The 26,616-nt window shown below is 61.4% G+C and carries 26 protein-coding genes; 12 read left to right on the top strand and 14 right to left on the bottom strand.

The genetic code is table 11. The annotated features are described in order from the left end of the window. The 3 genes from AC1MGT_RS09180 to AC1MGT_RS09170 form a co-directional block, all read right to left on the bottom strand. Positions 1–1,443, bottom strand: a complete 1,443-nt coding sequence (locus AC1MGT_RS09180; protein WP_499503929.1) for a high affinity choline transporter 1 — start codon at positions 1,441–1,443, stop codon at positions 1–3. 76 nt (positions 1,444–1,519) lie between these two features. Next, on the bottom strand, positions 1,520–2,260 hold the full coding sequence (locus tag AC1MGT_RS09175) for a LytR/AlgR family response regulator transcription factor (protein WP_499503928.1): 741 nt from the start codon (positions 2,258–2,260) through the stop codon (positions 1,520–1,522). Continuing rightward, positions 2,257–3,318, bottom strand: coding sequence for a sensor histidine kinase (locus AC1MGT_RS09170; RefSeq protein WP_499503927.1), 1,062 nt, complete (start codon positions 3,316–3,318; stop codon positions 2,257–2,259). Before AC1MGT_RS09170 ends, AC1MGT_RS09175 begins: the two co-directional genes overlap by 4 nt. 181 nt (positions 3,319–3,499) lie before the next feature. Here AC1MGT_RS09170 and AC1MGT_RS09165 point away from each other — a divergent pair, with 181 nt between their 5' ends. Together AC1MGT_RS09165 and AC1MGT_RS09160 are read left to right on the top strand one after the other, a co-directional pair. Continuing rightward, positions 3,500–4,276, top strand: a complete 777-nt coding sequence (locus tag AC1MGT_RS09165) for a DeoR/GlpR family DNA-binding transcription regulator (RefSeq protein ID WP_499503926.1) — start codon at positions 3,500–3,502, stop codon at positions 4,274–4,276. Then, entirely contained in the window at positions 4,273–5,424 is a 1,152-nt protein-coding gene (locus AC1MGT_RS09160) for an MFS transporter (protein WP_499503925.1), read from the top strand. The genes AC1MGT_RS09165 and AC1MGT_RS09160 overlap by 4 nt, the downstream gene beginning before the upstream one ends. Positions 5,425–5,448: 24 nt before the next feature. Here AC1MGT_RS09160 and panB read toward each other — a convergent pair whose 3' ends face one another. Next, positions 5,449–6,336, bottom strand: a complete 888-nt coding sequence (gene panB / locus AC1MGT_RS09155) for a 3-methyl-2-oxobutanoate hydroxymethyltransferase (RefSeq protein ID WP_499503924.1) — start codon at positions 6,334–6,336, stop codon at positions 5,449–5,451. 208 nt (positions 6,337–6,544) lie between these two features. Between panB and AC1MGT_RS09150 the strand changes: the two genes are divergently transcribed. From AC1MGT_RS09150 to AC1MGT_RS09115, 8 genes are all read left to right on the top strand, one after another. Next, positions 6,545–6,871, top strand: coding sequence for an ArsR/SmtB family transcription factor (locus tag AC1MGT_RS09150; RefSeq protein WP_183556098.1), 327 nt, complete (start codon positions 6,545–6,547; stop codon positions 6,869–6,871). Positions 6,872–6,906: 35 nt separating this feature from the next. Then, a complete protein-coding gene (locus AC1MGT_RS09145; RefSeq protein WP_258835842.1) occupies positions 6,907–7,386 on the top strand; it encodes an arsenate reductase ArsC in 480 nt (159 codons plus the stop codon). 56 nt (positions 7,387–7,442) lie between these two features. Continuing rightward, complete coding sequence (locus tag AC1MGT_RS09140) at positions 7,443–8,723, top strand: arsenic transporter (protein ID WP_499503923.1); 1,281 nt, start codon at positions 7,443–7,445, stop codon at positions 8,721–8,723. 14 nt (positions 8,724–8,737) lie between these two features. Then, positions 8,738–9,457: an arsenical resistance protein ArsH gene (arsH, locus tag AC1MGT_RS09135; protein WP_499503922.1), complete on the top strand. Its 720-nt coding sequence runs from the start codon at positions 8,738–8,740 to the stop codon at positions 9,455–9,457. Between the two features lie 936 nt (positions 9,458–10,393). Next, on the top strand, positions 10,394–10,738 hold the full coding sequence (locus AC1MGT_RS09130) for a hypothetical protein (RefSeq protein WP_499503921.1): 345 nt from the start codon (positions 10,394–10,396) through the stop codon (positions 10,736–10,738). 141 nt (positions 10,739–10,879) lie between these two features. Further along, a complete protein-coding gene (locus AC1MGT_RS09125) occupies positions 10,880–11,431 on the top strand; it encodes a GNAT family N-acetyltransferase (protein WP_499503920.1) in 552 nt (183 codons plus the stop codon). Between the two features lie 533 nt (positions 11,432–11,964). Further along, a complete protein-coding gene (locus tag AC1MGT_RS09120) occupies positions 11,965–12,294 on the top strand; it encodes a hypothetical protein (protein WP_499503919.1) in 330 nt (109 codons plus the stop codon). Between the two features lie 602 nt (positions 12,295–12,896). Beyond that, positions 12,897–13,220 (top strand): hypothetical protein, encoded by a 324-nt coding sequence (locus AC1MGT_RS09115; protein ID WP_499503918.1) that lies wholly within the window; start codon positions 12,897–12,899, stop codon positions 13,218–13,220. A 25-nt stretch (positions 13,221–13,245) separates the two neighbouring features. On the opposite strand, the gene AC1MGT_RS09110 is transcribed toward AC1MGT_RS09115, so the two are convergent. From AC1MGT_RS09110 to hda, 6 genes are all read right to left on the bottom strand, one after another. Then, positions 13,246–14,406 carry an IS30 family transposase gene (locus tag AC1MGT_RS09110; protein ID WP_499501889.1) on the bottom strand — a complete coding sequence of 387 codons (1,161 nt, stop codon included), beginning with the start codon at positions 14,404–14,406 and terminating at the stop codon, positions 13,246–13,248. A gap of 216 nt (positions 14,407–14,622) precedes the next feature. Then, positions 14,623–15,162 (bottom strand): NUDIX hydrolase, encoded by a 540-nt coding sequence (locus tag AC1MGT_RS09105; RefSeq protein ID WP_499503917.1) that lies wholly within the window; start codon positions 15,160–15,162, stop codon positions 14,623–14,625. 79 nt (positions 15,163–15,241) lie between these two features. Continuing rightward, complete coding sequence (gene folK / locus AC1MGT_RS09100; protein ID WP_499503916.1) at positions 15,242–15,715, bottom strand: 2-amino-4-hydroxy-6-hydroxymethyldihydropteridine diphosphokinase; 474 nt, start codon at positions 15,713–15,715, stop codon at positions 15,242–15,244. Then, positions 15,712–17,175 (bottom strand): polynucleotide adenylyltransferase PcnB, encoded by a 1,464-nt coding sequence (pcnB, locus tag AC1MGT_RS09095; protein WP_499503915.1) that lies wholly within the window; start codon positions 17,173–17,175, stop codon positions 15,712–15,714. Before pcnB ends, folK begins: the two co-directional genes overlap by 4 nt. Beyond that, positions 17,168–17,842: an HAD family hydrolase gene (locus AC1MGT_RS09090; RefSeq protein WP_499503914.1), complete on the bottom strand. Its 675-nt coding sequence runs from the start codon at positions 17,840–17,842 to the stop codon at positions 17,168–17,170. Before AC1MGT_RS09090 ends, pcnB begins: the two co-directional genes overlap by 8 nt. Then, on the bottom strand, positions 17,839–18,522 hold the full coding sequence (gene hda, locus AC1MGT_RS09085) for a DnaA regulatory inactivator Hda (RefSeq protein ID WP_332532771.1): 684 nt from the start codon (positions 18,520–18,522) through the stop codon (positions 17,839–17,841). The genes AC1MGT_RS09090 and hda overlap by 4 nt, the downstream gene beginning before the upstream one ends. A 190-nt stretch (positions 18,523–18,712) precedes the next feature. Here hda and purM point away from each other — a divergent pair, with 190 nt between their 5' ends. Next, entirely contained in the window at positions 18,713–19,756 is a 1,044-nt protein-coding gene (gene purM / locus AC1MGT_RS09080) for a phosphoribosylformylglycinamidine cyclo-ligase (RefSeq protein ID WP_258835832.1), read from the top strand. A 26-nt stretch (positions 19,757–19,782) separates the two neighbouring features. Further along, complete coding sequence (gene cysC, locus AC1MGT_RS09075) at positions 19,783–20,373, top strand: adenylyl-sulfate kinase (protein WP_499503913.1); 591 nt, start codon at positions 19,783–19,785, stop codon at positions 20,371–20,373. Positions 20,374–20,410: 37 nt separating this feature from the next. Here cysC and AC1MGT_RS09070 read toward each other — a convergent pair whose 3' ends face one another. Genes AC1MGT_RS09070 through AC1MGT_RS09055 form a run of 4 tightly spaced genes read right to left on the bottom strand, consistent with a single transcriptional unit; the run spans position 20,411 to position 26,541 of the window. Then, positions 20,411–20,689: a PAAR domain-containing protein gene (locus AC1MGT_RS09070; RefSeq protein ID WP_499503912.1), complete on the bottom strand. Its 279-nt coding sequence runs from the start codon at positions 20,687–20,689 to the stop codon at positions 20,411–20,413. A gap of 25 nt (positions 20,690–20,714) precedes the next feature. Next, on the bottom strand, positions 20,715–21,743 hold the full coding sequence (locus tag AC1MGT_RS09065) for an SEL1-like repeat protein (protein ID WP_499503911.1): 1,029 nt from the start codon (positions 21,741–21,743) through the stop codon (positions 20,715–20,717). Position 21,744: 1 nt separating this feature from the next. Continuing rightward, a complete protein-coding gene (locus tag AC1MGT_RS09060; protein WP_499503910.1) occupies positions 21,745–23,688 on the bottom strand; it encodes a phospholipase D-like domain-containing protein in 1,944 nt (647 codons plus the stop codon). Between the two features lie 45 nt (positions 23,689–23,733). Then, positions 23,734–26,541, bottom strand: coding sequence for a type VI secretion system Vgr family protein (locus tag AC1MGT_RS09055; protein WP_499503909.1), 2,808 nt, complete (start codon positions 26,539–26,541; stop codon positions 23,734–23,736). Positions 26,542–26,616: the final 75 nt, after the last annotated feature.

The following is a 26,616-nucleotide window of genomic DNA, read 5'->3' as shown; positions in this document are numbered from 1 at the left end:
TTATGCTGCCACTTCGCGGCGATTGACCAGCACCTGCGGCGCCAGCGACCCGACGACCATGCCGACGAACGCCATGATCAATCCGGCCAGCTGCCCTGGGAAATGCACGCCCCAGCCGGTGATCTGTTCGAAGAACAGTATCCACGTCAGCAAGCCGCCCGCGATCGACAGGATCGCACCCTGGGTGGTAGCACGCTTCCAGTACAGCCCCATCACCAGCGGCACGAACGCCCCCACCAGCGGCACCTGATACGCGCTCGAGACCAGTTCGTAGATCGACGTGCCTTCCATCGCGATCGCATACAGCAGCACCAGCGTGGCAAAGATCACGATCGTAATGCGCATCGCCAGCAGCTGCTGGCGGTCGGTCATGCCGGGCCGGATATTCTTGAGGATGTTCTCCACAAAACTCGTTGACGGCGCCAGCAGCGTGGCCGACGACGTGCTCTTGATTGCCGAGAGCAGGGCGCCGAAGAACAGGATCTGCATCACCAGCGGCATCTTGGTCATCACGAAGGTCGGCAGCAGGCGCTGGTAGTCGTTCTGCGCGATCTCGAGCGCCTGGCTACCCATCACCACCACGGCGGCGGCCACGATGAACATCGGCACGAAAGCGAACAGGATGTAGCTCACGCCGCCGATCACGGCGCCGGTGCGCGCGGTCGGCGCGTCTTTGGCCGACATCACGCGCTGGAACACGTCCTGCTGCGGAATCGAGCCGAACATCATCGTCACGGCCGCAGCGATGAAGAACATGATGTCGGTAAAGCTCGGCTCGGGCCACACACGCCACAGGTCGGCGTTCTGCGCCATCGCCATCACGTTGCCGGCGCCGCCGGCCAGATCGGCCGCGAACCAGGCGATCACGCTCATGCCCACGACCAGCACGATCATCTGGATGAAGTCCGTGATCGCCACCGCCAGGAAGCCCCCGACCACCACATAGATCAGCACCGTCAGCGTGCCGACGATCATGCCGGCGGCCGGCGACATCGCCCCGGCCGTCAGGACGGAAAACACCAGGCCCAGCGCCGTGATCTGCGCGGCGACCCAGCCGAGATAACTCATGATGATCGCGACCGAGCAAAAGATCTCGATGCCCTTGCCGTAGCGCTGGCGGTAGTAGTCGCCGATCGTGAGCAGGTTGAGTTTATACAGCTTGGTGGCGAAGAACAGGCCCACCAGCACCAGGCACATGCCGGCGCCGAACGGGTCCTCGATTACGGCGTTCAGGCCGCCCTGCACGAACTTGGCCGGGATGCCCATCACGGTCTCGGCGCCGAACCAGGTCGCAAACGTGGTGGTGATCACCATGACCAGCGGCAGGCTGCGCCCGGCGACCGCAAAGTCGCTGGTGTTCTTGATCCGCGTGCCCGCCCACATGCCGAGAGCCAGCGTGCCGAGCAGATAGAGCACGACGAAGGTGATCAAAGTGAGGTTCATGCAGTAGGTGCTCCGAGGCCAGGAAATTTATGAGCGGAAAATTCCGCGATTATAAATCCGAAACCTGGCCGGCGGCCTAAATTGCCATCTCACGCAACAGTCGGGAAGCCTCGCGGTTGGCGCCAATGCAGGTCCCGTCGCGCATGAAGATCTGCAGTTGCGACTGGTCGTCGGCGCGCATCGATTCGACGAAGTCCAGGTTCACCAGCGCCGAGCGGTGCACGCGGATGAAACGCCGTGGATCGAGCTGCGCTTCGAGTTCAGACATCCCGATGCGCACCAGGAAATGCTGGCCGCGCGCCGAGATCACGGTGTACTTCGAATCGGCCTTCATGTATTCGATCTCGTGCACCGCGAGCGGAAAAATGCGGCCACGGTCGCGCACGAGGATGCGATCGAGCGGCGCCGGCCCGGTGCTGGCGCGCACCAGCGCACCTTCGACGGCCGCGCGTTCGGACCGCGCGCCATCGAGCAGGCGCGCCACGCTGTCGGCAAAGCGCGCCCGCGTGAACGGCTTGAGCAGGTAGTCGACCGCGTGCAGTTCGAACGCGGCCACCGCATACTGGTCGTAGGCGGTGGTAAACACGATCTGCGGCAGGTAGTCGAGCTGGCGCAGCACCTCGAGGCCCGTCATCTCGGGCATCTGGATGTCCATGAACACGACGTCGGGCCGCAGCGCCCCGATGCGCGCCAGTGCGCTCGCGCCATCGGCCGCTTCGCCCACCAGCCGCAGGCCCGGATGGGCGTAGATGGCGTCACGCAGCACGTCGCGCGCGAGCGGTTCGTCTTCGGCGAAGAATACGGTCTTTGTGGTCATGGCGTCGTGGGCACGGTGACGCAGGCGGCAAAGCCGGCGCCGGGTTGGGAGTCGATGCGCAGCGCAGCGCGGCCGGCGTAGTCAAGGTCCAGGCGCCGGCCAATGGTGCGGATGCCCAGGCCGGGCGAGGCCTCGATCGTGGCCGGCGTGGCGCCGGGGCCGTCGTCGCGCACGGTCACGCGCAACAGGCCGGTAGCGGGCTCGCGTCGGCTCTCGATGCGCAGGACGCCATGGCGGGTGAATGGATTGAAGGCGTGCTTGATGCTGTTCTCGACCAGCGGTTGCAGGCTCAGGGCCGGCACCAGGCAATCGCCCAGGTCGGGGTCGAGATCCCACTCGACCCGCAGGCGCTCGCCCAGGCGCAGGCTTTCCAGCTCCAGATAGTCGCGCACGAAATCGAGTTCGGCGTCCAGCGTGACGCGGTCGATGCCGGCGCGCTCGGTGTCGAGCACGTAGCGCAGCATGTTCGAAAACTGGAACAGCGCCGTCTCGGCCGCTTCCGGATTGCGCCCGGTGAGGGCGATGATCGAGTGCAGGGTGTTGAACAGAAAGTGCGGATTGAGCTTGCTGCGCAGCGCGCCCAGTTCGCTCGCCACCAGCAGCGTCTGCGCCTGCTGCGTGGCGAGCGCCTGGCGCTGGGTCGCGGCGTTGGCGCGCACGAGGTGAAACACGCCGGCCACCACGGCGTAGCTCATCATGTTGTACAGGAAGGGCCACAGGTGCCAGGACAGCGGATGGGGTGGCGGGTTCTGCGTTACCACCAGCACCGTGTGCGCATAGGTGGCAAACGCCAGCGCCGCCACGACATGGATGACGAAGCGTTGCACGCCGGGGACGGCGCGCCGCTCGAAGCGGCCACTGAGCGGCCAGAGCAGGGCCAGCATCGCAGCCGATGGCGCAATGCTCACAAAGGCTCGCCAGAACAGGGATGGGTCGAGCCGGCCCGCCAGCAGGGTGTCGGCCTGCATCACCAGCGCAATCACCAGCATGTAGCTCAGCCAGGCGGCGATGTACAGGCGCCACATCGGTGACAGTGCGTAAGACTTGGTCGTGGTCATCTGTCGAGTATCGCGTAGAAAAACCGTGCTGCGGCGGGTCTTGTGCCGAAATGCGGGAATCCGGTGCGAACTGCAGGATTGCGTCATCAGGACACGGATCACGTCCTTGCGTTTTTATGCACGTTATTACACGAACGTGCATGTTTGTGTACAGTGACATGTCTAGAACAAGGAGAACGCCATGCAATTAGCCGAAGAACGGCGCGATGCCATCGTCGATGCGGTCGAGCGCGAGGGCAGGGTACTGGCGGCAGAACTGGCCACACGCCTGGCAACCTCGGAAGACACGATCCGGCGCGACCTGCGCGAACTCGATGCAGCCGGCCTGCTGCGCCGCGTGCATGGCGGCGCGATCCGGCGTCAGCCAGAGCCCAGCTTCAACGAGCGTGCAACCACCGACCTGCCACGCAAGACCGCACTGGCGCATGGTCTGCGCGCCTGCATCCGGCCGGACGATACGGTCCTGATCGATGCCGGCTCGACGCACCTGGCGCTGGCGCGCCTGCTCGACGACGGCTGCGCCGCGACGATCGTCACCAATAGCCCGCAGATCGCGTTGGCGCTGGGGGGATTCAGGCTTACGCGCATCGTGCTGCTGGGCGGTACTTACCATCCGTCGCTCGGCGCGACGGTCGGCGCAGCCACGCTGGCCGAGGTGGCGCGCCTGCGACTCGATCTGGCGCTCGTCGGTGTGTGCGGCCTCGATCCCGCGCGTGGCGTGAGCGCATCCGATCCCGAAGAAACGGCGCTCAAACGCGCGATGTTCGCAGCCAGCACGCGCCGCGCGGTCGCGGCGCTCAACGAACGCTTCGACGACAGCGCGGCGTTCCTGTTTGGTGCGCTGTCAGAGATCGACCATCTGGTGCTGGAGCACGACGCACCCGCCGCCAGCATTGCCCTGCTGCGCCAGCACCATCCGGCGCTCGACATCACCATGACCACAAAGGCTGCCGCATGAATCCTGTCACTACCGCCAATCCACGCAGCATCGACGCGGCGCGCTGGGCCATCTCCACCGTGTTCCTGCTCAACGGCGCCGGCATCGGCCTGTGGGCTGCGCACGTGCCGACCGTGCAGGCGCGCATGGGGATTGATACCGGCATGCTGAGCATGGTGCTGCTGACCGTCGCCGGCGGCGCGTTGCTGGCAATGCCGCTGATGGGTGGGCTGACCGGGCGCTGGGGCACACGCCGCATGGTGCTGCTGTCCGGCTTTGCGTTTGCGGCGATGACGCCGCTGATCATGGGCGCGCCGAGTCTGCCGCTCCTGTTCATCGCCGCGTTCCTGTTCGGCGTCAGCAATGGCGCGCTGGACGTCGCAATGAACGCCAACGCGAGCGAAGTCGAAACCGCGCGTGGCTTGCCGACGATGTCGTCGTTCCACGGCTTCTTCAGCCTCGGCGGCCTGTTCGGCGCCGGCATTGGCGGGCTGCTGGTCGGGCAGGGCCTGGGCCATGGCCAGGGCGCGCTGATGGTCGGCGTGGTCACGGCAGTCGTGCTGGCGCTGTCCGCGCCGCGCGTGATGGGCTTTGCGGCCACGCATGGCGCCGGCAGCCACTTCTCGCTGCCGCGTGGTGCGGCGCTTGGCCTGGGCCTGCTGGCGCTGTTGTGCTTTGCGGTCGAAGGTGCGCTGGTCGACTGGAGCGCGTTGCTGATGCAGGAGCGCACCGGCGCCACGCCGGCATCGGCGGCGCTGGGCTTCTCGGCGTTTTCGATTGCGATGGCGGCATGCCGCTTCGCCGGCGACCGGCTGATCGTGCGCTTCGGCGCGCTGCGCATCATGGTGGTTGGCGGCCTGGCGATGTTTGCCGGACTGGCGCTGGCAGTGGCCAGCACGCACTTCGTGCTGTCGGCGGTCGGTTTTGCGCTGGTGGGACTGGGCGCGGCGAACGTGGTGCCGCTGCTGTTCGGGGCAGCCGCGCGCATCCCCGGCATGAGCGCCGGGAACGGCGTGGCAGCGGTGGCCACGCTCGGCTACGGTGGGTTGCTGCTGGCGCCGCCGGTGCTGGGCTGGGTCGCCATGCACTCGAGCATCATGGTGGCGCTGGGCGGGCTGTCGTTGTCGGGCCTCGTGATCGCCCTGAGCGCCCGCGTGATTCGACGCTAAGCCGGCGCCAGGGCGTCATCACGATCAGAAGCAGTGTTCGGCAGCCGGGAAGCTGCCATCCTTCACGGCCGTCACATAGCTCGTGACGGCTGCGTCGATGCTGGTCTGGCCGTCCATGAAGTTCTTCACGAAGCGTGCCTTGCGGCCCGGGAATACGCCGAGCAGGTCGTGCATCACCAGCACCTGGCCCGAGCAATCGGGACCGGCGCCAATGCCGATCGTCGGCACCGACAGCAGTTCGGTAACTTCCTTGCCCAGCGCCGCCGGCACCGCCTCGATCAGGATCAGTGCCGCGCCGGCCGCCTGCAGCGCCAGCGCATCGTTCTTCAGGCTGTCGGCGCCGGCGTCGGTCTTGCCCTGCACGCGGAAACCACCCAGCTGGTGCACGAACTGCGGCGTCAGGCCAATGTGCGCGCACACCGGAATGCCGCGTTCGACCAGCAGGCGCACGGTGTCGGCTAGCCAGGCGCCGCCTTCGATCTTGATCATCTGCGCGCCGGCGCGCATCAGCTGCACGGCGCTGTCATAGGCTTGCTGCGGGTTGCCATAGGCACCGAACGGCATGTCGGCCAGCACCAGTGCGTGCTTGTTGCCGCGCGCGACCGAGGCCGTGTGATAGACCATGTCGGCCACCGTCACCGGCAGCGTCGAATCGTGACCGGCGCAGACCATGCCGAGCGAATCGCCGATCAAGAGGATTTCAACGCCGCAGCGGTCCATCAGCGACGCAAAGCTCGCGTCGTAGCAGGTCAGCATCGCGATCTTGTTGCCGGCTGCGCGCATGGCCAGCAGCGATGGCACGGTGACGGCTTTTGGGGTTGCCGGTACGGGGGCGGCGGGCGCTGGCACAGCGGCTGGCGTGGCTACACCTGCGCCAGCCGTCATGTCGTTACCCTGCAAATAACCACTCATGAAGAAATCCTTTAAAACGATACGTCCTGGCGCCTAGTGTAATGCGGCGCCTGCGAAGCTGCAGTCAGCGCGCATTCTACTGCAGCCTGCCTTTCCTGACACGGCCACTCCCATGTCATCAAGCCGTCAAAATACTTCAATATTATTTGAATTGTTGTACCGTTCGGCTATCATTCTTATATCTTGTAATGCATCAATCGGGAACACTATGGATACCAAAGCCACACTTGCCGCCCTGTCAGCCTTGTCGCAGGGGAGCCGCCTTGCGATTTTCCGGCTGCTGGTCCAGGTGGGGCCGGCGGGGCTTGCAGCCAGCCGGATTGCCGAGCACCTCGACGTGCAGCCTTCGGCGCTGTCGTTTCATCTGAAAGAGCTGTCGCACGCAGATTTGCTGTCGTCACGGCAGGACGGGCGCTTCGTGATCTATTCAGCCAACATCGCGACGATGAATGGCCTGGTCGGCTTTCTGACCGAGAACTGCTGTGGCGGCGTGCCGTGCGACGTGGCCGCTGGCGAGCCATGCAAACCAAATTGACGCTGCACATAACCCTTCACCAGACCAACCATCCCATGAACATTCTCTTTCTCTGCACCGGCAATTCGTGCCGCTCCGTCCTCAGCGAGGGCACCTTCAACCATCTGGCGCCCGAGGGGTGGCAGGCAATCAGCGCCGGCAGCCAGCCGACGGGCACGCTGCATCCGCGCGCTGTCGCGCTCCTGCACCGCAAGGGCATCTCGACCGAGGGCTATTACAGCAAGTCGTGGGACGACTTGCCGGTCACGCCCGATATCGTCGTGACCGTCTGCGGCAGCGCGGCCGGCGAGACCTGTCCTGCCTACCTGGGCCCGGTCCTGCGCACGCACTGGGGCTTGGACGACCCGAGCCACGTCGTCGGTACCGACGAACAAATCGAAGCGGCGTTCGAGCGCACTTATGCCATCATCCTGGCCCGCACGCAGGCCTTCCTGGCCCTGCCGCTGGAAGAACTGCAAGCTGACCGCAACCGGTTCAAGGCCGAGCTCGACCGCATCGGCACCCTGTTGCCCTGAACGGCATCCGGCACTGCCGACGCTGTATTTGATTGACCTGTTCACTAGGACCCTTCGTGCTGATCGCATCGCTGATTTTTCTCGCAACACTCATTCTGGTCATCTGGCAGCCCCGTGGGCTGGGCATCGGCTGGAGCGCCACGGCCGGCGCTGCGGTCGCGCTGCTGACCGGTGTCATCCACGTCGCCGACATTCCGGTGGTGTGGGGCATCGTCTGGAATGCGACGGGTGCGTTCGTCGCCATCATCATCATCAGCCTGCTGCTGGACAAGGCGGGCTTCTTCGAGTGGGCGGCCCTGCACGTTGCGCGCTGGGGCAAGGGCAATGGCCTGCGCCTGTTCATCCTGCTCGTGCTGCTCGGCGCTGCAGTGTCGGCCCTGTTTGCCAACGATGGCGCAGCGCTGATCCTGACGCCGATCGTGATCGCGATGCTGCTGGCGCTGCGCTTCACGCCCAAGGCCACGCTAGCCTTCGTCATGGCGGCCGGCTTCATCGCCGATACGGCCAGCCTGCCTCTGGTCGTGTCGAACCTCGTCAACATCGTCTCGGCCGACTATTTCGGCATCAGCTTCGCCCGCTATGCGTCGGTGATGGTGCCGGTCAATCTGGTCGCGGTGGCGGCAACGCTTGGCGCACTCATCTGGTTCTTCCGCAAGGACATCCCGGCGAACTACGACATGGCGCAATTGAAGCATCCAGGCGATGCCATCCATGACCGGGCAACCTTCATCACCGGCTGGTGGGTACTGGGGATCCTGCTGGTCGGTTTCTTCTGGCTTGACGACATGGGCGTGCCGATCAGCGCCGTGGCGGCGGCCGGCGCCGCACTCCTGCTGGCCGTGGCCGCGCGCGGGCACCGCATCTCGACGCGCGCCGTGCTGCGCGATGCGCCGTGGCAGATCGTGATCTTTTCGCTCGGCATGTACCTGGTCGTGTATGGCCTGAGGAATGCCGGGCTGACGGTGTATCTGACCGATCTGTTGAACTGGTGCGCGCAATACGGTGTCTGGGGCGCGGCGCTTGGCACCGGCTTCATCACGGCGATCATGTCCTCGATCATGAACAATCTGCCGTCGGTCCTGGTGGGCGCGCTGGCCATTGACGCCACGACCACCGCTGGCGTGGTGCGCGAGACGATGGTGTATGCGAACGTCATCGGCGCCGACCTTGGCCCCAAAATCACCCCGATCGGCAGCCTGGCCACCCTGCTGTGGCTGCATGTGCTGGCGACGAAGGATATCCGGATCTCGTGGGGCTACTACTTCCGGGTCGGTATCGTGCTGACGCTGCCGGTCCTGTTCGTTACCCTGTGCGCGCTTGCGCTGCGCCTGAGCTAAGAAAGCCTATCGCCATGAATGACACCATCCCGAACCTGCCCAACATCCGGCCCGAGTTGCTGGACATGCCGACCATCGACAAGCTCGAGCCGGTGGGCGACATGAATCATCCGCCGCGCATCCTGCTGCTCTACGGTTCGCTGCGCGAACGCTCGTTCAGCCGCTTCCTCACGTTCGAGGCAGCGCGCATCCTCGAACACTTCGGCGCCGAGGTGAAAATCTTCGATCCGATGACCTTGCCGATGGTGGGCAGCGTGCTGGAGACGCACCCGAAAGTCGTCGAACTGCGCGCGTTGTGCCTGTGGTCGGAAGGGCAGGTCTGGTGCAGCCCCGAGCGCCACGGCACGGTGACCGGCGTGATGAAGAACCAGATCGACTGGATCCCGCTGGAGCAGGGCGCCGTGCGGCCAAGCCAGGGCCGTACGCTGGCCGTGATGCAGGTCTGCGGCGGTTCGCAATCGTTCAACGTCGTCAACACGCTGCGCCTGCTGGGACGCTGGATGCGCATGATCACGATTCCGAACCAGTCGTCGGTACCGATGGCGTACAAGGAATTCGATGAGGAAGGCCGGATGCGGCCCTCGGCCTATTACGACCGCGTGGTCGACGTGATGGAGGAGCTGGTCAAGTTCACGCTGCTGACCAGGGGCCGGAGCGATTACCTGACCGACCGGTATAGCGAGCGTAACGAAAGGGCGCTGAAGGCGATTGACCGGCAGATCGGGAAAATTTGAATGACATCGATGTCAGTCGTGCGCAGCTGTGGACGAACAATAAAGTTCGACATAAAACAATAAAGTTCGACACGAGAGGCCAGAGCGGACATGCTCTGGCGAACTTCCGCTTTCGGCCAAAAGCGGACTTCTCGAGAAGGCATAAGCGTTGATATATCGTTTCCTGTCTGTCGTGGTGAGAATCCGAGCATTTCCTCCGAGCTGTCGTCTGGTAATCTCGCGCATCTTCAACAAAAAACAATGCGCAGATTCACATGATCGGCTCCTTCAGTAACTGGCAACGTCGTGGACTTGGCGTCCTGTCCATCGGTGGCGGGGCACTTGGATTCGGCTCAAGCATGACCGCAGTTCTGCAAGGTCAGGAGCTAGCCCCAACAAATATCGTTCCCTTCGCACTCGGCATGGGGTTTTTTCTATAGGGTATATGGTGTGGCGTGCAAATGCTTGAAGGCACTCGGAACGCCCTATACCGAAATGTGATTTTCTGGTTTGTACAGACGCCTCTGCTATAGACACCCTTTCTCGGCTACACAGTGTTTTGCGGTGCGCAACTTCAGGTCTTCGCCAAGCTCTCACCATTTCAAGTCGGCTTTTTCGGTTCGGGATTTGGTGCGCAATTCAGTATCAACCTGGGACAACCGGGTGCGCGCTTCGCCATCGGCATAAACCTTGTCGCATTGTGCATTTCACTCTGGCTCATGCATAAATGCGAATTCAATCATCCAGCGTTATCTTCGGTCCCAACGAAGTGAGTCTGGCAGCGGATTAGATAGAGCGCATAAGGTCGCCATCTCCGCGCCGGGTCGGTAGCGGCCTGTCGTGACAGTCAGTGCTTTTTCAAGCCGTGCAAACTGCTAAGCTGATGTGAGCGGCCGGGTTCGGCCAGAAGCAGACCTCCAGTCGATATCGGCACTATGACCTACTTGAAAATCAAGAATGCAAAATCTTCAGGAGCAGCAGCGTCTAGTCGATGCTGAACTAGTTCAAGCCATGATCGAAAGCACCCCTGAGTCATGGGAGCAAATCGTACTGACGCTAACTAGATTGCCATCAACTGCGTCGAATGGGGCGACTACGCTTGGAGCTTTCGGAAATTTCCACCATGAGCTATCAAGTCCGCAGGGACATGCTCCCGTTGGACCTGCCGACAGTCTTTACGCAGCGACGTACAAACTTGATGAACTATTGCAAGATGCTCGAGGCTTGCTGGTGAGAGCGGTCTACTTCGCCAAACAAGAGGGTGACAGCTGGACGTTCAAAGCTAATTTCGATTACGAATAGTCAGTCGAGACATGTCCGCTTCGGGTCGGTACCCGCCTGTCGTGACAGTCAGTGCTTTTTCAAGCCAGGCAACCTGCTAAGCTGACGTGAACGGTCGGGTTCGGCCAAGAGCAGTCGTTCGGCGGGTCAGAAATCGATTTTATGTTGAATTTTTCCGGGGCGCGGCACCCGGTATTTCTTATGCTCATTCTTGAATTTCCTAAGGAAAAACATCGTGCCGCGTACGAAGACATGGTCCGTGGGTGGCGTAATATCGAAACGCCTACGTCTCCAGGTAAGCTTTTTACGGGAAAAGACTTCGACGAATTCCTGTCGATAGTCCAGAGCGACCGGACCGAGTCAGATCCGGCAGCCGTGCCAGCACACTTGTTTTTTCTTGCTGATACCAAAAATTCGAGACTTCTCGGCGCCATCCAGATTCGCCACCACATCAACCATCCGAACCTAATCGACACTGGTGGACACATTGGCTATGGCGTCTGCCCAAGCGAAAGGCGCAAGGGTTTTGCGACAAAAATGCTGGCACTCGCTCTTCTAGAAGCGAGAAAAATCGGTCTTCTTCGCCTCCTTGTCACTTGTAAGGACGAGAATATTGGGTCTTGGAAGGTCATCGAATCGAATGGTGGCGTGTTTGAGCGAACTACCTACGACGAAGGGCACTTGGCGCGTCGCTATTGGATCGAAATTACCTAGTTGCGTTGCGCCTCGTTGGTCTCCGACTGGATACTGCGAAGGTCCGCAATGGGTCGAAACCGGAAGTTCGGATGCCTTGCGGCTTGAGGCGGTCGGCCTCCTAAGCGGACAGGAAATAGAACGGAAAGCAATCGGGCGATTGCTGCCTGTCGTGACAGTCCGTCACTTGCAAGCGGCCATCGCTTCGGGACGCAAGACCCAGATAAATCGCTCTAGACGTGTCGCAAACTCCGCGCCCCGCCCACTACTCAACCGGCTAGTGTGCCGGCCTCGATGCTAAAGCCGCAGGTAAGCACACTCAGTTAAAAGCGTCTGCAGGAAGAGCGGTAAATCACGCAGCGATAGCTGTTCCAGCCAATTTTAGGCCCCGCCACGGCGTTTCACGTTGAGGTACATGTCGCCGCATCCATCTCACTGGCGTTAGCTCCGAGCAGGGCGTCGTCGGCGAGGAAGAATGTGTATGCTTTGCAGGGCGTTGCGGCGTGCAGTTGGCCGAAGTGCCTTTTTTCTATCGCGAACACGGGAGGTTTTGAATGGAATCGAGCCGGCTGGAACAATTGGAGCAGGGTTTGCGCAACGTGCTGCGCCTGATCGAGCGCGACGAGACGGGACAATCCGGCGAACTGGCGCGCGAGCACCCAGTCGCGCGCGCCGCCGAGGAATGCGAAGTGATGCTCCCGGAGCCGCTGACCCTGGCCGCGTTATCCGAGACTGTGCGCCATAAAATCGACACGGTGCAAGTGCTCCTCACCCGCGCGCGCGAACACGAGCAGTTGCAGCCGGACGCGCAGCTGGCCGCCGATGAGGGCTACATGGTCAGCACCGACGAGCTGGCAGACGCCAAGGCGGCGCAGAACGGTTGAGGATCGCCAGGAATGATCATCGCCGCCTCGATTCACCTTATCGTACGATTTCCGTCTCTTCCTGTAGATGCTTTTGGCTGGGCATCAAGATCGTTGTCGCGTGCAACGAGGCTGGCATAAGAGCCCGGTTGAGCGGTGGGCGGGCTGAACGATAAAAAACAGCGCATCCTCAAAGAAGCGGCCGAAATTCTCTTCGTCTTGGCGAACCGGTTCGACGGCGCCGGGAAGGAAAGGAAGAAAGTGCTCGACGCAAGGGGGCAATGGAAGTGAAGGTACGCGCAGCCATGCAAGGAAACTTTGCTACGCTCCCGTTCCGGACTACGTAGCATTCGTTGCCACGACTTCGGAATATCAGATCAAGAATTTGCTCACGTTGGCCGATCTAAAGGATGCCATCAAGGAAAACGGCGTCTGTGACAACCTGTGGATTTTTCTGTTTTACAAGCTGCTAACCTAGTGCGACAGGCCGCTTTCGGCCAACAGCTGCCGGTCGCGACAGTCAGTGACTTTCCAGCCCGGCAAGCTGCTAAGCTGGCGCGAACGGCCGAGTTCGGCCAAGAGCAGACGTACACCATGCTGTGCTGACTTAGAGGGAACACGAGATGACTCCTGCCGAGTTTGTGAGGCACTGGCAGACGGAAAAGGATGGCTTGCTTGAGCTATTCATGAGTACGGCCGGCGAAACTTTAGTCTCCCAAAGGATCGCATCGATGGGCCTTAGCGAACAGCAGACCATTGCACTGCGCGATGTACTGAACCTCGCGCTCACGGACACGTTCTATACCTTGCTGCTTGGACTCGACGGCGCCGCAAGCATCGGCGGCGTCCAACATAGCTATGGCGTGCTTGATGAAGACGGCGATCTTATTTGTGGCGATGGTCGCGTTGAGGCTGAAGCCTACGCGCAGCTACATACCGATAGCTAGCGAACGGCGGCTTAGGGTCTTGGATTCAACCGGTCGATGCAACAAGTTTGCTGAATCGTTCAGCGGGTGTCTGGTATTCTAAAGTCTTCCTTGGCCGTTCGTTCAATTTGCGAGCTACTTCGTTAAGTTGGGCCTGCGAGTACGCGGAGATATCGATGCCTTTTGGGAAATACTGGCGTAATAGTCCGTTGGTATTTTCATTGCTACCACGCTGCCAAGGGCTGTGTGGATCGCAGAAGTAGACATCGATATCAGTGGCCATGGTAAAACGCTTGTGGTCAGCCATTTCCTTGCCCCGGTCCCAAGTCAGTGATTGATAAAGCTCTCGGGGTAACTGACGGGCGTTATCAATCAATGCGCTGATGACTGTTTCTGTATCTTTGCTTGCGACTTTTACTAGCATCACGTAACGAGTGTGGCGTTCGACAAGGGTAGCGATCTGGCTATTTCTGTCTCCGAACACTAGGTCTCCTTCCCAATGTCCTGGTACAGCGCGATCCTCCACTATGGCAGGTCGTTCGCTGATCGATACCGTATCTTTGATCCTGCCGTGATTTTCTTTCTTTTGCGTATGATGACGCGATCGGCGCATGGCCCGGGTTCGCCGAAGATGCTCAAGTAGCTCCTTTTTCAGCGCACCACGGGCCTGAATGAAGAGGCTGCGATAAATCGTTTCATGCGACACCTGGTAATCCTCGCTGCCTGAAAACGTATGCTTGAGCCACCCAGCAATTTGCTCAGGCGACCACTGTAATTGGAGTTTGCTTGTTACGATATTTGCCAACTCAGGGTTGGTCACCAGTTTGCAGCACTTAGGACGATGGGCTCGCTTCCAAGCAGCCGCGTCTGCACAGCCAGCTCGATAGCTCGTCTGGCCACCATTGCGACTGATCTCACGGCTAATAGTGGACGGTGCTCGTCCAAGTGCTTGAGCAATCTGACGGATCGATTGACCAGTAGCTAGCGAGCGTGATATTTCTTCCCGCTCGGCCAAGGTTAATGCCAGTCTTGATCGGTGTCTTTCTGCGGGCCGAATGCCACCAGACTCGGCAAGAATTCGCTGTATAGACGAGTGGTTTCGATCGAACAGCTGGGCAATTTGCTGGAGCGATTCCCCCTTTTTCCAGTGCTCCCACATCAACGCCTTCTGGGCATCCGTATAATAAATCCTTGCTCTCTGCTTCATCCGTAACACTCCTTCTGCTTACCCAGAGTTTAGTGTGTTGCGTCGACCGGTTGAATCCAAGGTCGAAAGCGGCCGGTCGAATAGGGTGAGGGAACCAGCAGGTTGTGTTGTTGCAAACCTGAGATTTGCGGAGCTTCGACTTGCGTTTGTATCAAACTTTCTTGCGTGCCCAGCATGTCTAAATCGTTCGCCTCATAGCCGGGCTTGCGTCAAACTTTATTGTCCGCCCACAGCAGCACCTGCAGCCAGCATGACCAGCGCGTATCTGAGCATCCACGTTTCACGCGCAATCGACAGCCCCATGTGCGCCGGCTTGGTACCGAGTATCCGCTCGTTGTGTTCGATGGCGGCGTCGATAGCGATCCAGCGCGGCACCATGCCGTTGGCAACCTCATACGCTTCGGGCGAGGTCGCGCCCAATTCGCCGTCAACGTGGCAGCGATAGAAGTGCGAGCGCATGAACAGCACGTCGTAGCCACTTTTCAGCGGCGGGCGATGCTCGTCGAGATAGCCGACATAACCATCGACAGTAACGTTGGCGGCGCCCGTTTCTTCCAGCAGTTCGCGGCGCAGGCCGTCCATCGGATCTTCGCCCGCATCCAGTCCGCCGCCCGGGAAGCTGTAGTCATCGTAACGGCGGGTATACAGCAGCAAAATGTCGCGGCCGCGCAGGATGATGGCGCGCACGGCCTGCCGTTCGAAGATGGTGCCTTCGAGCGAGACGCCAGGATGGGTCAGTGTATGCAGCAGCGTCACAAAAGCTCCTGGTACTTCGTTAAAGTGGGCGCCGTGGTGGCAAGGCCGCAACCGGCACGCCGTGACTGGCGCGCGGATATCAGTCGAGTTTGGCGATCGTCTGGCCGGCCACCAATTGCGCGAAGTCGCGCGCGGCGCCGTGGCCGGGAATGTCGATGTCCGGCGCGATTTCCAGCAGCGGCGCGATCACGAACGCGCGTTCGTGCATGCGCGGATGCGGCACGCTCAAGGTGGCGGTGGCGATCGTCTCATCACCGTACAGCAGCAGGTCGAGGTCGAGCGTGCGCGGGGCGTTGTGGTACGGGCGCTCGCGGCCATGGGCCTGTTCGATGGCTTGCAGCGCCGCCAGCAGGTCGTGCGCGCCAAGCGACGTATCCAGGCAGGCCACGGCGTTGATGTAATCGTCGCCGTTTGAATCGATCGGGGCGGTGCGGTACATGCTGGACGTGTGCACCAGCATGCCGCCGTCCATGCGCGCAAGGCGCGCCAGCGCATCGAGCACGTTGCCACGCGCGTCGCCCAGGTTCGCACCGATGCCGATATAGGCGATCATTTGCCGCGCATCGCCCGGTACTTGGCTTCTTCGTGCGCCGCATACGCAGCGTCGCGGGCCCGGTCTTCGGCGGTCAGGCCATCGTCAGGGTCCGGCGCGCGCATGGTGTCGCCCGCATCGCCTTCACCGCCGCTCTTGCGCGGCGCGCGCCGTGGCCGGCGCTTCTTGGCCGGGCCACCTTCGCGCTCGCGCGAGACAGCCACTTCGACCAGGCGCTCGCGGTCACCGCCTTCTGCGGCATAGAAATCGGTCCACCAGTCGCCGATTTCCATGTCGAGTTCACCCGATTCGCAGCGCAGCAGCAGGAAATCGTAGCCGGCGCGGAAGCGCGGATGTTCAAGGAGCTTGTACGGCGCGCGGCCGGCGCGGCGCTCGAAGCGCGGCTGCATGGCCCAGATGTCGCGCATGTCGGTGGCGATGCGGCGCTGCAGGGCCAGGTTCTCGGTCTGCGTTTCGAGCACGTCGTCGGCCGCCAAGTGCAGGGCAGGGATCGGCGACTCGCCGCCGGCAACATAGGCCGTCCATTTTTCGAGTACCTGGTGCCACAGCAGTGACGCAAACAGGAAGCCTGGCGAGACGCCCTTGCCGGCCTTGATGCGGTTGTCGGTGGACTCGAGCGCCAGCGTGACGAACTTCATGCCGATCGGCTGCTCGAGCACGACATCCAGCAGCGGCAGCAGGCCATGGTGCAGGCCGGCCGAACGCAATTGCTGCAGGCAGGCCAGCGCGTGGCCGGACATGAGCAGCTTGAGCATCTCGTCGAACACGCGCGCGGCCGGCACGTTGTCGATCAACGGGGCCATGACGGGGATCGGCGCCAGCGTGGCCTGCTCGATCGAGAAGCCCAGCTTGGCCGCGAAGCGCACCACGCGCAGCATGCGCACCGGGTCTTCGCGGTAGCGTTCTTCGGGCACGCCGATGATGCGCAGCAGCTTGTTGCGGATGTCTTCCATGCCGCCGTGGTAATCGAGCACCTGCTGGCTGGCCGGGTCGTAGTACAGGGCGTTGATGGTGAAGTCGCGGCGCGCCGCGTCTTCGTGCTGCGGACCGAAGCTGTTGTCGCGCAGGACGCGGCCATGTTCGTCCTTCGGCGCGTTGTCGCTGCCGTTGCCGCGGAAGGTGGTCACCTCGAGCAGGTCCTGGCCGAACATCACGTGCACGATCTGGAAGCGCCGGCCGATGATGAAGGCGCGCCGGAACAGTTTTTTCACCTGTTCGGGCGTGGCGTCGGTGGCGATGTCGAAGTCCTTGGGTTTGACGCCCAGGAGCATGTCGCGCACGGCGCCGCCGACGACGAAGGCCTGGTAGCCGGCTTCCTGCAACGCCTGTGTCACGCGGATCGCGTTGGACGACACGCTGCGCGGGTCGATCCCGTGTTCGTCGGGGCCAAGGATGACCGGCTCGGTCGGGTCGCGCTGGTCTTTCACACCCAGGATTTTACGGATGAAGGTTTTAATCATTGAATAGTTGGATGGTTGGCCAGCCCTGTTCGCGCGCGTGGCTTGCGAGCGCCTTGCCGGGATTGGTGGCGACCGGATGGGACACGATCGACAGCAGCGGAATGTCGTTGTGCGAATCGCTGTAGAAGTAGCTGCGCCCGAAGCTGTCGAACGGCTGCCCCAGGCGTTCGAGCCAGGCGTGCATGTGAACGACCTTGCCGGGGCCCGATGTCGGCGTGCCGGCCAGGCGCCCGGTGAGCATGCCGGCAGAATCAAATTCGGGCATCGCGGCGATGTGGTGCTCGACGCCGAAGGCTGCCGCGATCGGCGCCGTGATGAAGTGGTTGGTGGCGGTGATGATCGCCACCAGGTCGCCGGCTGCCTGGTGATCGCGCACGAGCTGGATGGCTTGCGGCGTGATGGCCGGCTCGATCACTTCGCGCATATAGCGCGCATACAGCGCGTCGAGTTCCGCGCGCGGGAACGCCGCCAGGGTGCCAAGTGCGAATTCGAGGTACTCGACCGGATCCAGCACGCCGGCATTGTACTGGGCGAAGAAGGCATCGTTGCGGGCGCGGTAGGCGTCGCCATCGACCGCGCCGACCCGCGCCAGAAATTCGCCCCATTCGTGATCGGAGTCGATCGGCAGCAGCGTGTGGTCGAGGTCAAACAGGGCGAGGTTTTTCATTCTTTGGATTCGAGCGGCAGGTTTTCTTGCAACAGCAGGTCGCGCAGCAGCGGCAGCGTGACCGGCCGCTGGGTTTCAAGCGAATACTGGTCAAGCGCATCGAGCATCGTCGACAGGGAACGCATGTCGCGTTTGAAATGAGACAACAAATAGGGTAACACGCTGGCCGACAGCGTCAAACCGCGCGCCTCGGCAGCGTGCGTCAGCGCTTCGATCTTCTGGTCGTCGGACAGGCCGTGGATCTGGTACACCAGGCCCCAGCCCATGCGCGTGCGCAGGTCTTCGCGCACCTGCAGCACCGCCGGCGGCACGGGGCCGGTGCAGACCATGTAGGCGCCGTGTTCGCGGATCTGGTTGAACAGCGCAAACGCGTCGATCTGGCGCCGGGCACTGAGGCGATGGCAGTCGTCGAGCAGGTACAGCGTGGTGCCGGCGGCATGCACGAACTGGCTCGCTGGCGCATCGAACGGGATGTAGCGCGCGCCCGGGCTGGCGGCCAGGCCGTGCAGCAGGTGGGTCTTGCCGGCGCCGGTGTCGCCCCACAGATAGGCGAAATGCTCGCGCGAGCTGCGCTCGGCGAACAGGTGCATCAGGTGCGTCAGCTCGGCATTGGCCCCGACCTGGAAGGTGTCGAGGCTCTGGGCCGGTTCGGCGCCTAAATCGAGCACCAGCTGTTTCATCGCGAGGGCCGATTCATGCCGGAAGATGGAGGAATGGGCATGCCAGTAAGGATAAGTTTTCGTTGTTATGTACGTTAAACGGCAGTGATCGGCCTATAAAAGGAATACAGGGGAAGCCGTTTTGCTAAAATAGTGGATTGACCAGTTTCGCCGGTCGCCTCCTATTTTACCGCCTCCGCTGCCAAATACCATGAACCAACCATCTAATGTTTCTCTCTCCTACCGCGATGCGGGTGTTGATATCGATGCCGGCGACGCGCTGGTCGAAGCGATCAAGCCACTTGCCAAGCGCACCATGCGTGAGGGCGTACTGGGCGGCATCGGCGGCTTCGGCGGTCTGTTCGAAATCAGCAAGAAGTTCAAGGAGCCGGTCCTGGTCTCGGGCACCGACGGCGTGGGCACCAAGCTGCGCCTGGCGTTCGAGCTGAACCGCCACGACACGGTCGGCATCGACCTGGTGGCCATGAGCGTCAACGACATCCTGGTCCAGGGCGCCGAGCCGCTGTTCTTCCTCGACTACTTCGCCTGCGGCAAGCTGGACGTGGCCACCGCCACCGCCGTGGTCAAGGGCATCGCCCTGGGCTGCGAACAGTCGGGCTGCGCGCTGCTGGGCGGCGAAACTGCCGAAATGCCGGGCATGTACCCGGACGGCGAATACGACCTGGCCGGCTTCGCCGTCGGCGCCGTCGAAAAGTCGCAGATCATCGACGGCAGCAAGATCGTCCCGGGCGACGTGGTGCTGGGCCTGGCCTCGTCGGGCATCCACTCCAACGGCTACTCGCTGGTGCGCAAGATCATCGAAGTCGCCAAGCCCGACCTCGACGGCGACTTCCACGGCCGCAAGCTGGCCGACGTGCTGATGGCGCCAACCCGCCTGTACGTCAAGCCGCTGCTGGCGCTGATGGCGTCGATGGAAGTCAAGGGCCTGGTCCACATCACCGGTGGCGGCCTGGTCGAGAACATCCCACGCGTGCTGCAGGATCACCTGACGGCCGTGCTGGATGGTTCGTCGTGGACGATGCCGCCGCTGTTCCAGTGGCTGCAGCAGCACGGCGGCGTGGCTGACGCCGAAATGCACCGCGTGTTCAACTGCGGCATCGGCATGACCGTCATCGTCTCGAAAGAGAACGCCGACGCCGCCTTCGCCCAGCTCGAAGCGGCTGGCGAGACCGTCTACCGCATCGGCGAAATCCGCGCCCGCGCCGACGGCGAAGCGCAAACCATCGTCGTCTAACCTCGATGACATCCCTGGCGCCTTCCATGTCCATTCGCGACGAGGAACGGCGCCAGCGGGCCGGCCACGGCGGCGCCGTGGTCTGGATCACCGGCCTGTCCGGCGCTGGCAAGACCACGCTGGCCGACGCACTCCAACGCACGCTGTTTGACCTGGGCTGCCAGGTATTCGCGCTCGATGGCGACAAGGTCCGCAGCGGCCTGTGCGCCGATCTCGGTTTTTCTCTCCCTGAACGTTCCGAAAACATTCGCCGCATCGGCGAAGTGGCGCACCTGTTTTGCCAGGCCGGCCAGATCGTGATCGTCTCGGCCATTTCGCCCATGCGCGCAGACCGCGCCCGCGTGCGCGCGCTGGTGCCGGCGCCGCAGTTCATCGAGGTGTATTGCCGCTGCCCGCTGGCGGTGTGCGAGGCGCGCGATCCGAAAGGGTTGTACCGGCGGGCGCGGGCAGGGCAGTTGGCGGAGTTTACTGGGGTTTCATCGCCGTATGAGGCGCCTCAGGCGCCTGAGGTGGTTGTTGATAGTGCTGCGGCTTCGGTTGATGATGGGGTGGAGAAGGTGTTGGTCTGGCTGCGGCAGCACGGGATGATCAATACCTCAAACGCCGACGGCGCGTAATCCTGTCGCAGGCATTTCAAACATCGATGCAGGATCGCTAACCGACGCTGGCGGGCTGGCTGCCGATCAGCTTGCATCCGCATTCTGTTGTGCACCCTTCGACAGCAACAGGTACGCCGTTAATCGTGACGGTATTACAGGCGGTAATGATTTTGTTGATGCCGTGCGGTTTTCCTCCGGGGTAGAACTGTGGACAGTCGACTTTATCTCCAAGCCTTGCGACCGCGCGACCATGAATATTCTGGTTGGGCGCGCCGCTGATGACGGTTCCGCCGTGATCGGTCTTGTCGCCGACGGTGATGATTTTCAGGGACACGTCGTTCTCCTTGAAGTCGTTGATGTCAGTAGGTCGGGGGGCCGTCCGGCTCCGGCTCGATCGCGTCATTGATGCTCTGCCATGCGGGCAGTTCGGCAGGGGGCAATGGCAGCACCTGATCCAATCGCGTAAGTTTTAGATCTGGGTTGAGGTCGAGCGCGTCGGCGAGCTGGTCGTACCGATACTCGCGTTCCGGATCCGGAAGAATTTGCAACTCTTTAAAGGCAGCCTGATCCTGTTTGTCGCGTAGGTCCCATTCCCTGATGTCAAACATCATCCGCAGTGATACTGCGGAATTCTTGCTACCGAATCTTGTTCCCGCCTGGTGATATTCCAGCGCCAGCTTGAAGTTTTTTTGAAGCTCAGCTGAGATTCCAAGATCGTATGCCGCAGGGCCGTGACCCTGTTTATATGCGCACATCACCATCGTATGCTCAGCATCGCGAAGCTGTGCCTTCAGGTAGGCTCCTGCCAATGCCATCTGGGCCTCTGGGCTGCCAAGCTCTGCAGCTTTCAGGTAGTACGCCCACGCGATTTTCCCATCGTGTACCGCGCGTCCGTAGCCATGCTCGTGAGCGACACCGAGATCGTAGTAACCCCAAGCCTGGCCTGCCGCGACAGCGTTGCGGATAATTGCGACCGATTTGTCGAGGTCGATATCCAGCGTGTGGTTGGATTTGAGAGGACCGAGGCCAGATCGGTAGAAGTGCGCCAACAAGGCGCGCGCTCCCCAATCCCCCTGGTTTGCCGCCGTCTGCACAGCGTGAAAAATGATAAGAAATTCTTCATGTGTCAGTTGCCAAGCAATTTTACTGCGCCATAATTTGCGGGCATTGATATAGAGTCGATAGGCATTAGCATCTCGAGCCTTCGGCATCGTGTCTTTCCAGCGGCCGCAGGTAGGGATCGGATCATTGATATCGAACGCGCGCAAGCCGGCGGGAATGGTATGCATCTTCACGTACTCCAAATGTCGTTGCAAGAAATAAGCGCCGGTCGCGACGGCGATCAGCACGACGATGGTGTAAATCCAGCGGCGACGTGTCAGATGCATATCAGATCACTGGCCAGCCGGGTTCTCTGTTGACTTGAAAATTAGCAATCTGGCCAGATAAAGGCGAGCAATTCGACATCGCCTTGGTATTCTTCGCCATTAGATCAAGCCATTTTTCGAACGTCTTATTCATATCTCCGAACTGCACCGGCCCTTCATCGTCAGCGCATTGTTTGAAGAGTTTCCGGCGTAAGTCGAAAGCAACATCCATGGCCTGACTGAGTATGTTCAGCTCACTGTCCAATGCCATGCTGCGCACGTTCAGGTTGGCCGACCCGACCGTGAAAGCAGCGTCATCGACGATCGCTACCTTGGCGTGGATATAGGTTTCCTCGTAGTCGGCAATTGACGTCGGCTTGGCGGCACCGCTCCACATCGACGCCATCAGGACACGGATACCTCTCTCAGCCAATGCGTCGGCGGTTATCGGCATCGTGGTCTTGCCCCGCATTGCCTGTGCCACGGTTTCCTTGTGCTCCACCTTCATCTTCTCACTGCTCCCAAGCCGCAAGGCGATGTCGTAGGTCGCCAGATCCATGCCATCCGACTCTGGCGTCGAGGTCACGATAAACACGTAGATCGGCTTGAGATAGCCGGCGTTACGTAGCTTGTCGGCGCACTCGGTCAGATGGGTGGCCCAGTCTTCATATTGGACGTACTGGTTCTGGATGAAAAGGTAGTGCTCGGTGAGCCGATTCAGATTTGCATAGCATTCCTTGATCGCTTTTTCTTTCGTGGCCGGGTAGGTGCGCAGGAGCTGCGCACTGTGGCGAGCGCCGCGCACGATGAATTCGGCTGCCTTGATGTGCTTCCTGCTCTGCGCCGGATCGGGCAGGCGCGGCGCTGCGGTGACGATCGCCCCGACAATGGCCTGTGTCGCCTTGACTGCAAGGCCAATTGGGGTCAGGCCCAAGGCCGTGCTGAAGGTCGATTTCACCGACCCGGTTTCGGCCCAGCCAGTGCAGAAATTGTGATTCAGGTCGTAGAGGACGGGACCGCACACGCGCAGCGATACATCTTGGTAGGGTTTGGCGACAAGGGCGTGCTGTTCCGCGAATTTAGCCATGCGCCCGGCCCGCCTGAGTCCCGGTTGAAAAGGGGTGGCGGAATAAGCCATTTGTTCGTAACGATCGTGGGCTTCATCGATCGTGGCCGCATACTGGCTGATCGCTTCGGCCGGATTTTTATTGAAGAGTACTTCACGATTCGGGTCGTGGAAGCGATGCTCGATCGTGTCCCAAAAGTCGGTCGTCGAGTTATGACCCATCACGTAACCAACGGCCCTCGCCGGCGTTTCGTAGTCGATCAGCAGCGACTTCTGGTGGTGTGTCGGATAGGCGGATCCGAGCATGCCCTTGGCGCTGCTTTTATAGTTTTCTCCTTCGAGCGCAGGGCCGCGACATTTCAATGCGACTTCACGCCCCTGCAGCACAATATTCGCTACCTTACCCCCGATGATGTCCTTGAACCACTCGCAGTTATAGCGTTCGCGCAGTTCGCCGAAAAAACCGGCATAGCCTTTGATAGTCGGGATACGGCCCCCGTAATAGCCGGGGTTGTTCTTGGCCATTAAGTGCGAGGCGACGTCGTCGTTCCATAAAAGAAGACGAACCATGACCGGGTTGTCCTTGCGTGTCGCAATCCGCTTGAGCAGGTCTCCGTAGCGTAGGCCGGTTTCGCCTGCGCCAGTGCGAACCAGCACCATGCCCGGATCAAATCCCCAGGTGATGATATCTACGCTGTGCTGTGCTGCCAGAAGGTCGGTCTGTATGCTGCGAAATACCTCTTCGCCACAGACGAGCGCCTCAAGGCAGCATGCGTGGCGCGGCGGGTATATTGCGTGTTTGCCAGTCCGTATCCACCAGGGTTTGGACAGGCATTGGTACGGCCCCATTGTCTTGTTGTAGCTGAGCTTCTGCGTATACAGTCCTGCATTCTCGTCCATTCCCATTGGGATCCTCTTTGGATAGGGCTGCTATGAAAGACCGCATCAAGGCTTCTCGCCTGTCAAGGGACTGGCATCGATGCGATCCTGTTCTGAAGACACGACGTCTTCGGGCAGAAGTCCGCCAGGATTCTCGTAGCCGTGGTATCCCACGCCCGCATTGATTTCATGCTGTTCGGCGTGATCACCGGGCGCGATGTCAAAGGACGGGCCAGTTGGAAGCTCAACCTTGTAGTTCGCCATGGCATCGAGTTCGTGTGCGAACCCGATATTTCCCTTGGCATCGAACTGTCCCTGCTCGACCAATGCGCCGTTCTTGAACAGCTTGAAGGGCAGCCCGGCACTGATGCGCCCGGCGGTCTCGGCATGGCTACCGATGTTCAGAGTGCCGCTCCCATTGCGCAAGACATCGGCCACCGGCGGCATATTGACCGCCATCGCCATGTTCTTTGCGCTGAGCAGACTGTGATTCACAGCGTGCGCGACAAACGTCCCATTAGTGCCATGCTCAATGCCGCCAGCAGTGAATTTGACATAGCTGCCTCCACCGTTGATGACGACTTCTTCCTTGGCGGTGACCGTGATCCGATTGGCCGTCTGCGTGATGTCCAGTTTTGCCAGAAGCTTGATATTGTCTGTCAGCGCCTGCAGATCGATGTCGCCAGCGGCAGCGACCATTTTCATGCCGGCCTTCTGGACAAACAGCCGGAAGCTTTGGCGGATGCTGGCAAAGAAATGCGTACCGGCAGCCAGCGACAGACTTTTTCCGGATGTGAAGGCGGTATGGCGGTCACTGGCGATGTGCGTGTCGCCGGCTGTCGTCGTGGCGATGCCAACGGGGCTTGCCAGAACCAGATGCGGTTTACCCAGTTCCGGGAAGCTGCCAGCCTTTGATCCTGCCCCCTGCACCGCATCGGTTTGCGCTTGCAGGAGTGCGGCAACGTCGTTCTGATTGTCGACAGGCTCTTGGGTACCGTTCTTTTGCGCGATCTCCGCCAGAAATTGATGCTGTTCGGTAGCGAGCGTGAGCCGGCGCGCCGTCTCATCCATATCCTTGATCGCCCCACGCGCCGCCTGCCTTGCCTCGGTCGTGATCAACAGCCCTTTGGCTGCCCGTGCGACGCCATGTCCGTCCGTACGCAGTTCCCAGCCTTCCCCGCGCGCATCCTTGCGCCCGGCGTTGTCCTCGATCCGCGTGATATGCCCGAGCGAAAGCTGACTGCACTGGTGATCGCTTTTCAGCTGTGCCTGGATCATCTCCTTCGTGTCATCCAGCACCAGGTGATTGCCGCGTGCACCACCGCCGAACTCGCGGCTGCGCAAGCCTGCCAGGGCCGATTGCGCCGGCAGCGCCCATGGCGGCATGTGCGTGCCGTTGTACAGCGCGCCCAGTATCAGTGGATGGTCGATGTTCCCGTTCAGATAGACAACAGCGACTTCTTCGCCAACGCGCGGCAGGCGGATGTGGCCAAACTCCTTCCCCGCAGCCGGGCTCAGCACCCGAATCCATGGCGAGCTATTTTCGTCGTGCTGGCCCAGCCGGTCCCAGTGAAATTGCAGCTTGACCCGGCCGAAGCCATCGGTGTGGATGTCGGCGCCAGCCGGACCGACGACCGTCGCCGTGTGCAAGCCCATGTAGGCGCCTGGCTCGCTGTTGAAGTCGCGACCCGGCCGCCAGCGGATGTCCCTGTTGATGCAGGTGAACCGGTTTTCGTAGTGCGACGGGGCGCCCGCGCCGGCCTGGTAGTTGTTGGTAGCTTCGTGCTCGACGGACAGGATCAGGTAACTGCGGTCACCAATGCTGCGGCGCGGTTCGGGGTCGTAGTCCATCGAGCGCGGCTCGGCGCTGAAATGCCCGCCGAGTTTGAAGGTGCGCCCGGGCTGGACACTGCGGGCATTGCTGGTGGCATCGAACGTCTGCGTATCCTTGTCCTGCTCCACCATGCGCTGCGTTGCGAGCCGTTCGCCATCGCTGCGCATGCGAAAGCCGTAGGCGCCGCTGTCTTCGTACACTTCGTAGGCGAATATGTCGCCTTGCCGGTTGGCGGAATAGCCGGTGGCGTGCTGTGCGCCGGGATTCTTGTAGTCGACGCTGGCCAGCGTGGTCGTGCCGGAGCCGAGGCGCCGGCTCGCACTCCACAGGTGAATGCCGTCATCTTCGAGCGAGCCGCTTTTGTCATGAAACGCAATAACGTCCACGTCGTCATAGCTGGTGGCATCGACCGGCTCGTTATGGAAGCTCTTGTCGGAGAGCATGAGCTTGTGACCATCAAAGCGGTGTTCGTACCAGTAATGCATGCCCCGCGCTTCCCAACGGCGGTGCAGGTGGTTGTAGTCGGTCTCGTTATATTTATTGGCAACGGTCAGTGGCGGATCTTCTTCAAACACATGCATGTGCCACTCGGCCTGGCGGTAGTGCTTGAGCGTTTCTTCGGTGATTTGCTGCACGCTCTTGCCATGGAACGACACGTTGTCCTTGCGCAGTCGCGCGAAGGCAAGCCAGGGCTCGAGCACCATCCGGTAAAAGGCAAAGCCGCCATCGGCGCGCAAGAAAGACAGCTGCGTGATGTACCCGTTGAAGTAACGCAGAGAACCGTCCTGGCGTACCAGCGAAATCGTGACCAGCCGGCCCATCAGCATCTTGAGCGGAATGCGCGGGTCGTCCGACAGGACGTCGACCTCGAACCGGAATCCGCGTGAGACTTCCTCGTGTGCGACCAGCTTGTTTGGCAGCAAAATGGCGGGCGGGCCGTCCTCGAAAGGAAAGTCCAGTCGCATCAGCCGGTTGTGTTGCGAGTTACCGCGAAATGCCGATAGTGCGGCGCCGGCTGCGATGGTCTGGCTCTCGCCCATTGCGTTGCTCCCGATGGCCGCTGCACGGCCGCAGTTGAAATAATCGACATGGTCAGCGACCACGTTAGCCCGCTG

The organism is Telluria sp. BA11 (genome assembly GCF_056680305.1).
The sequence above is the reverse complement of the archived record's forward strand: the minus strand, read 5'-3'. Positions and strand labels throughout refer to the sequence as shown.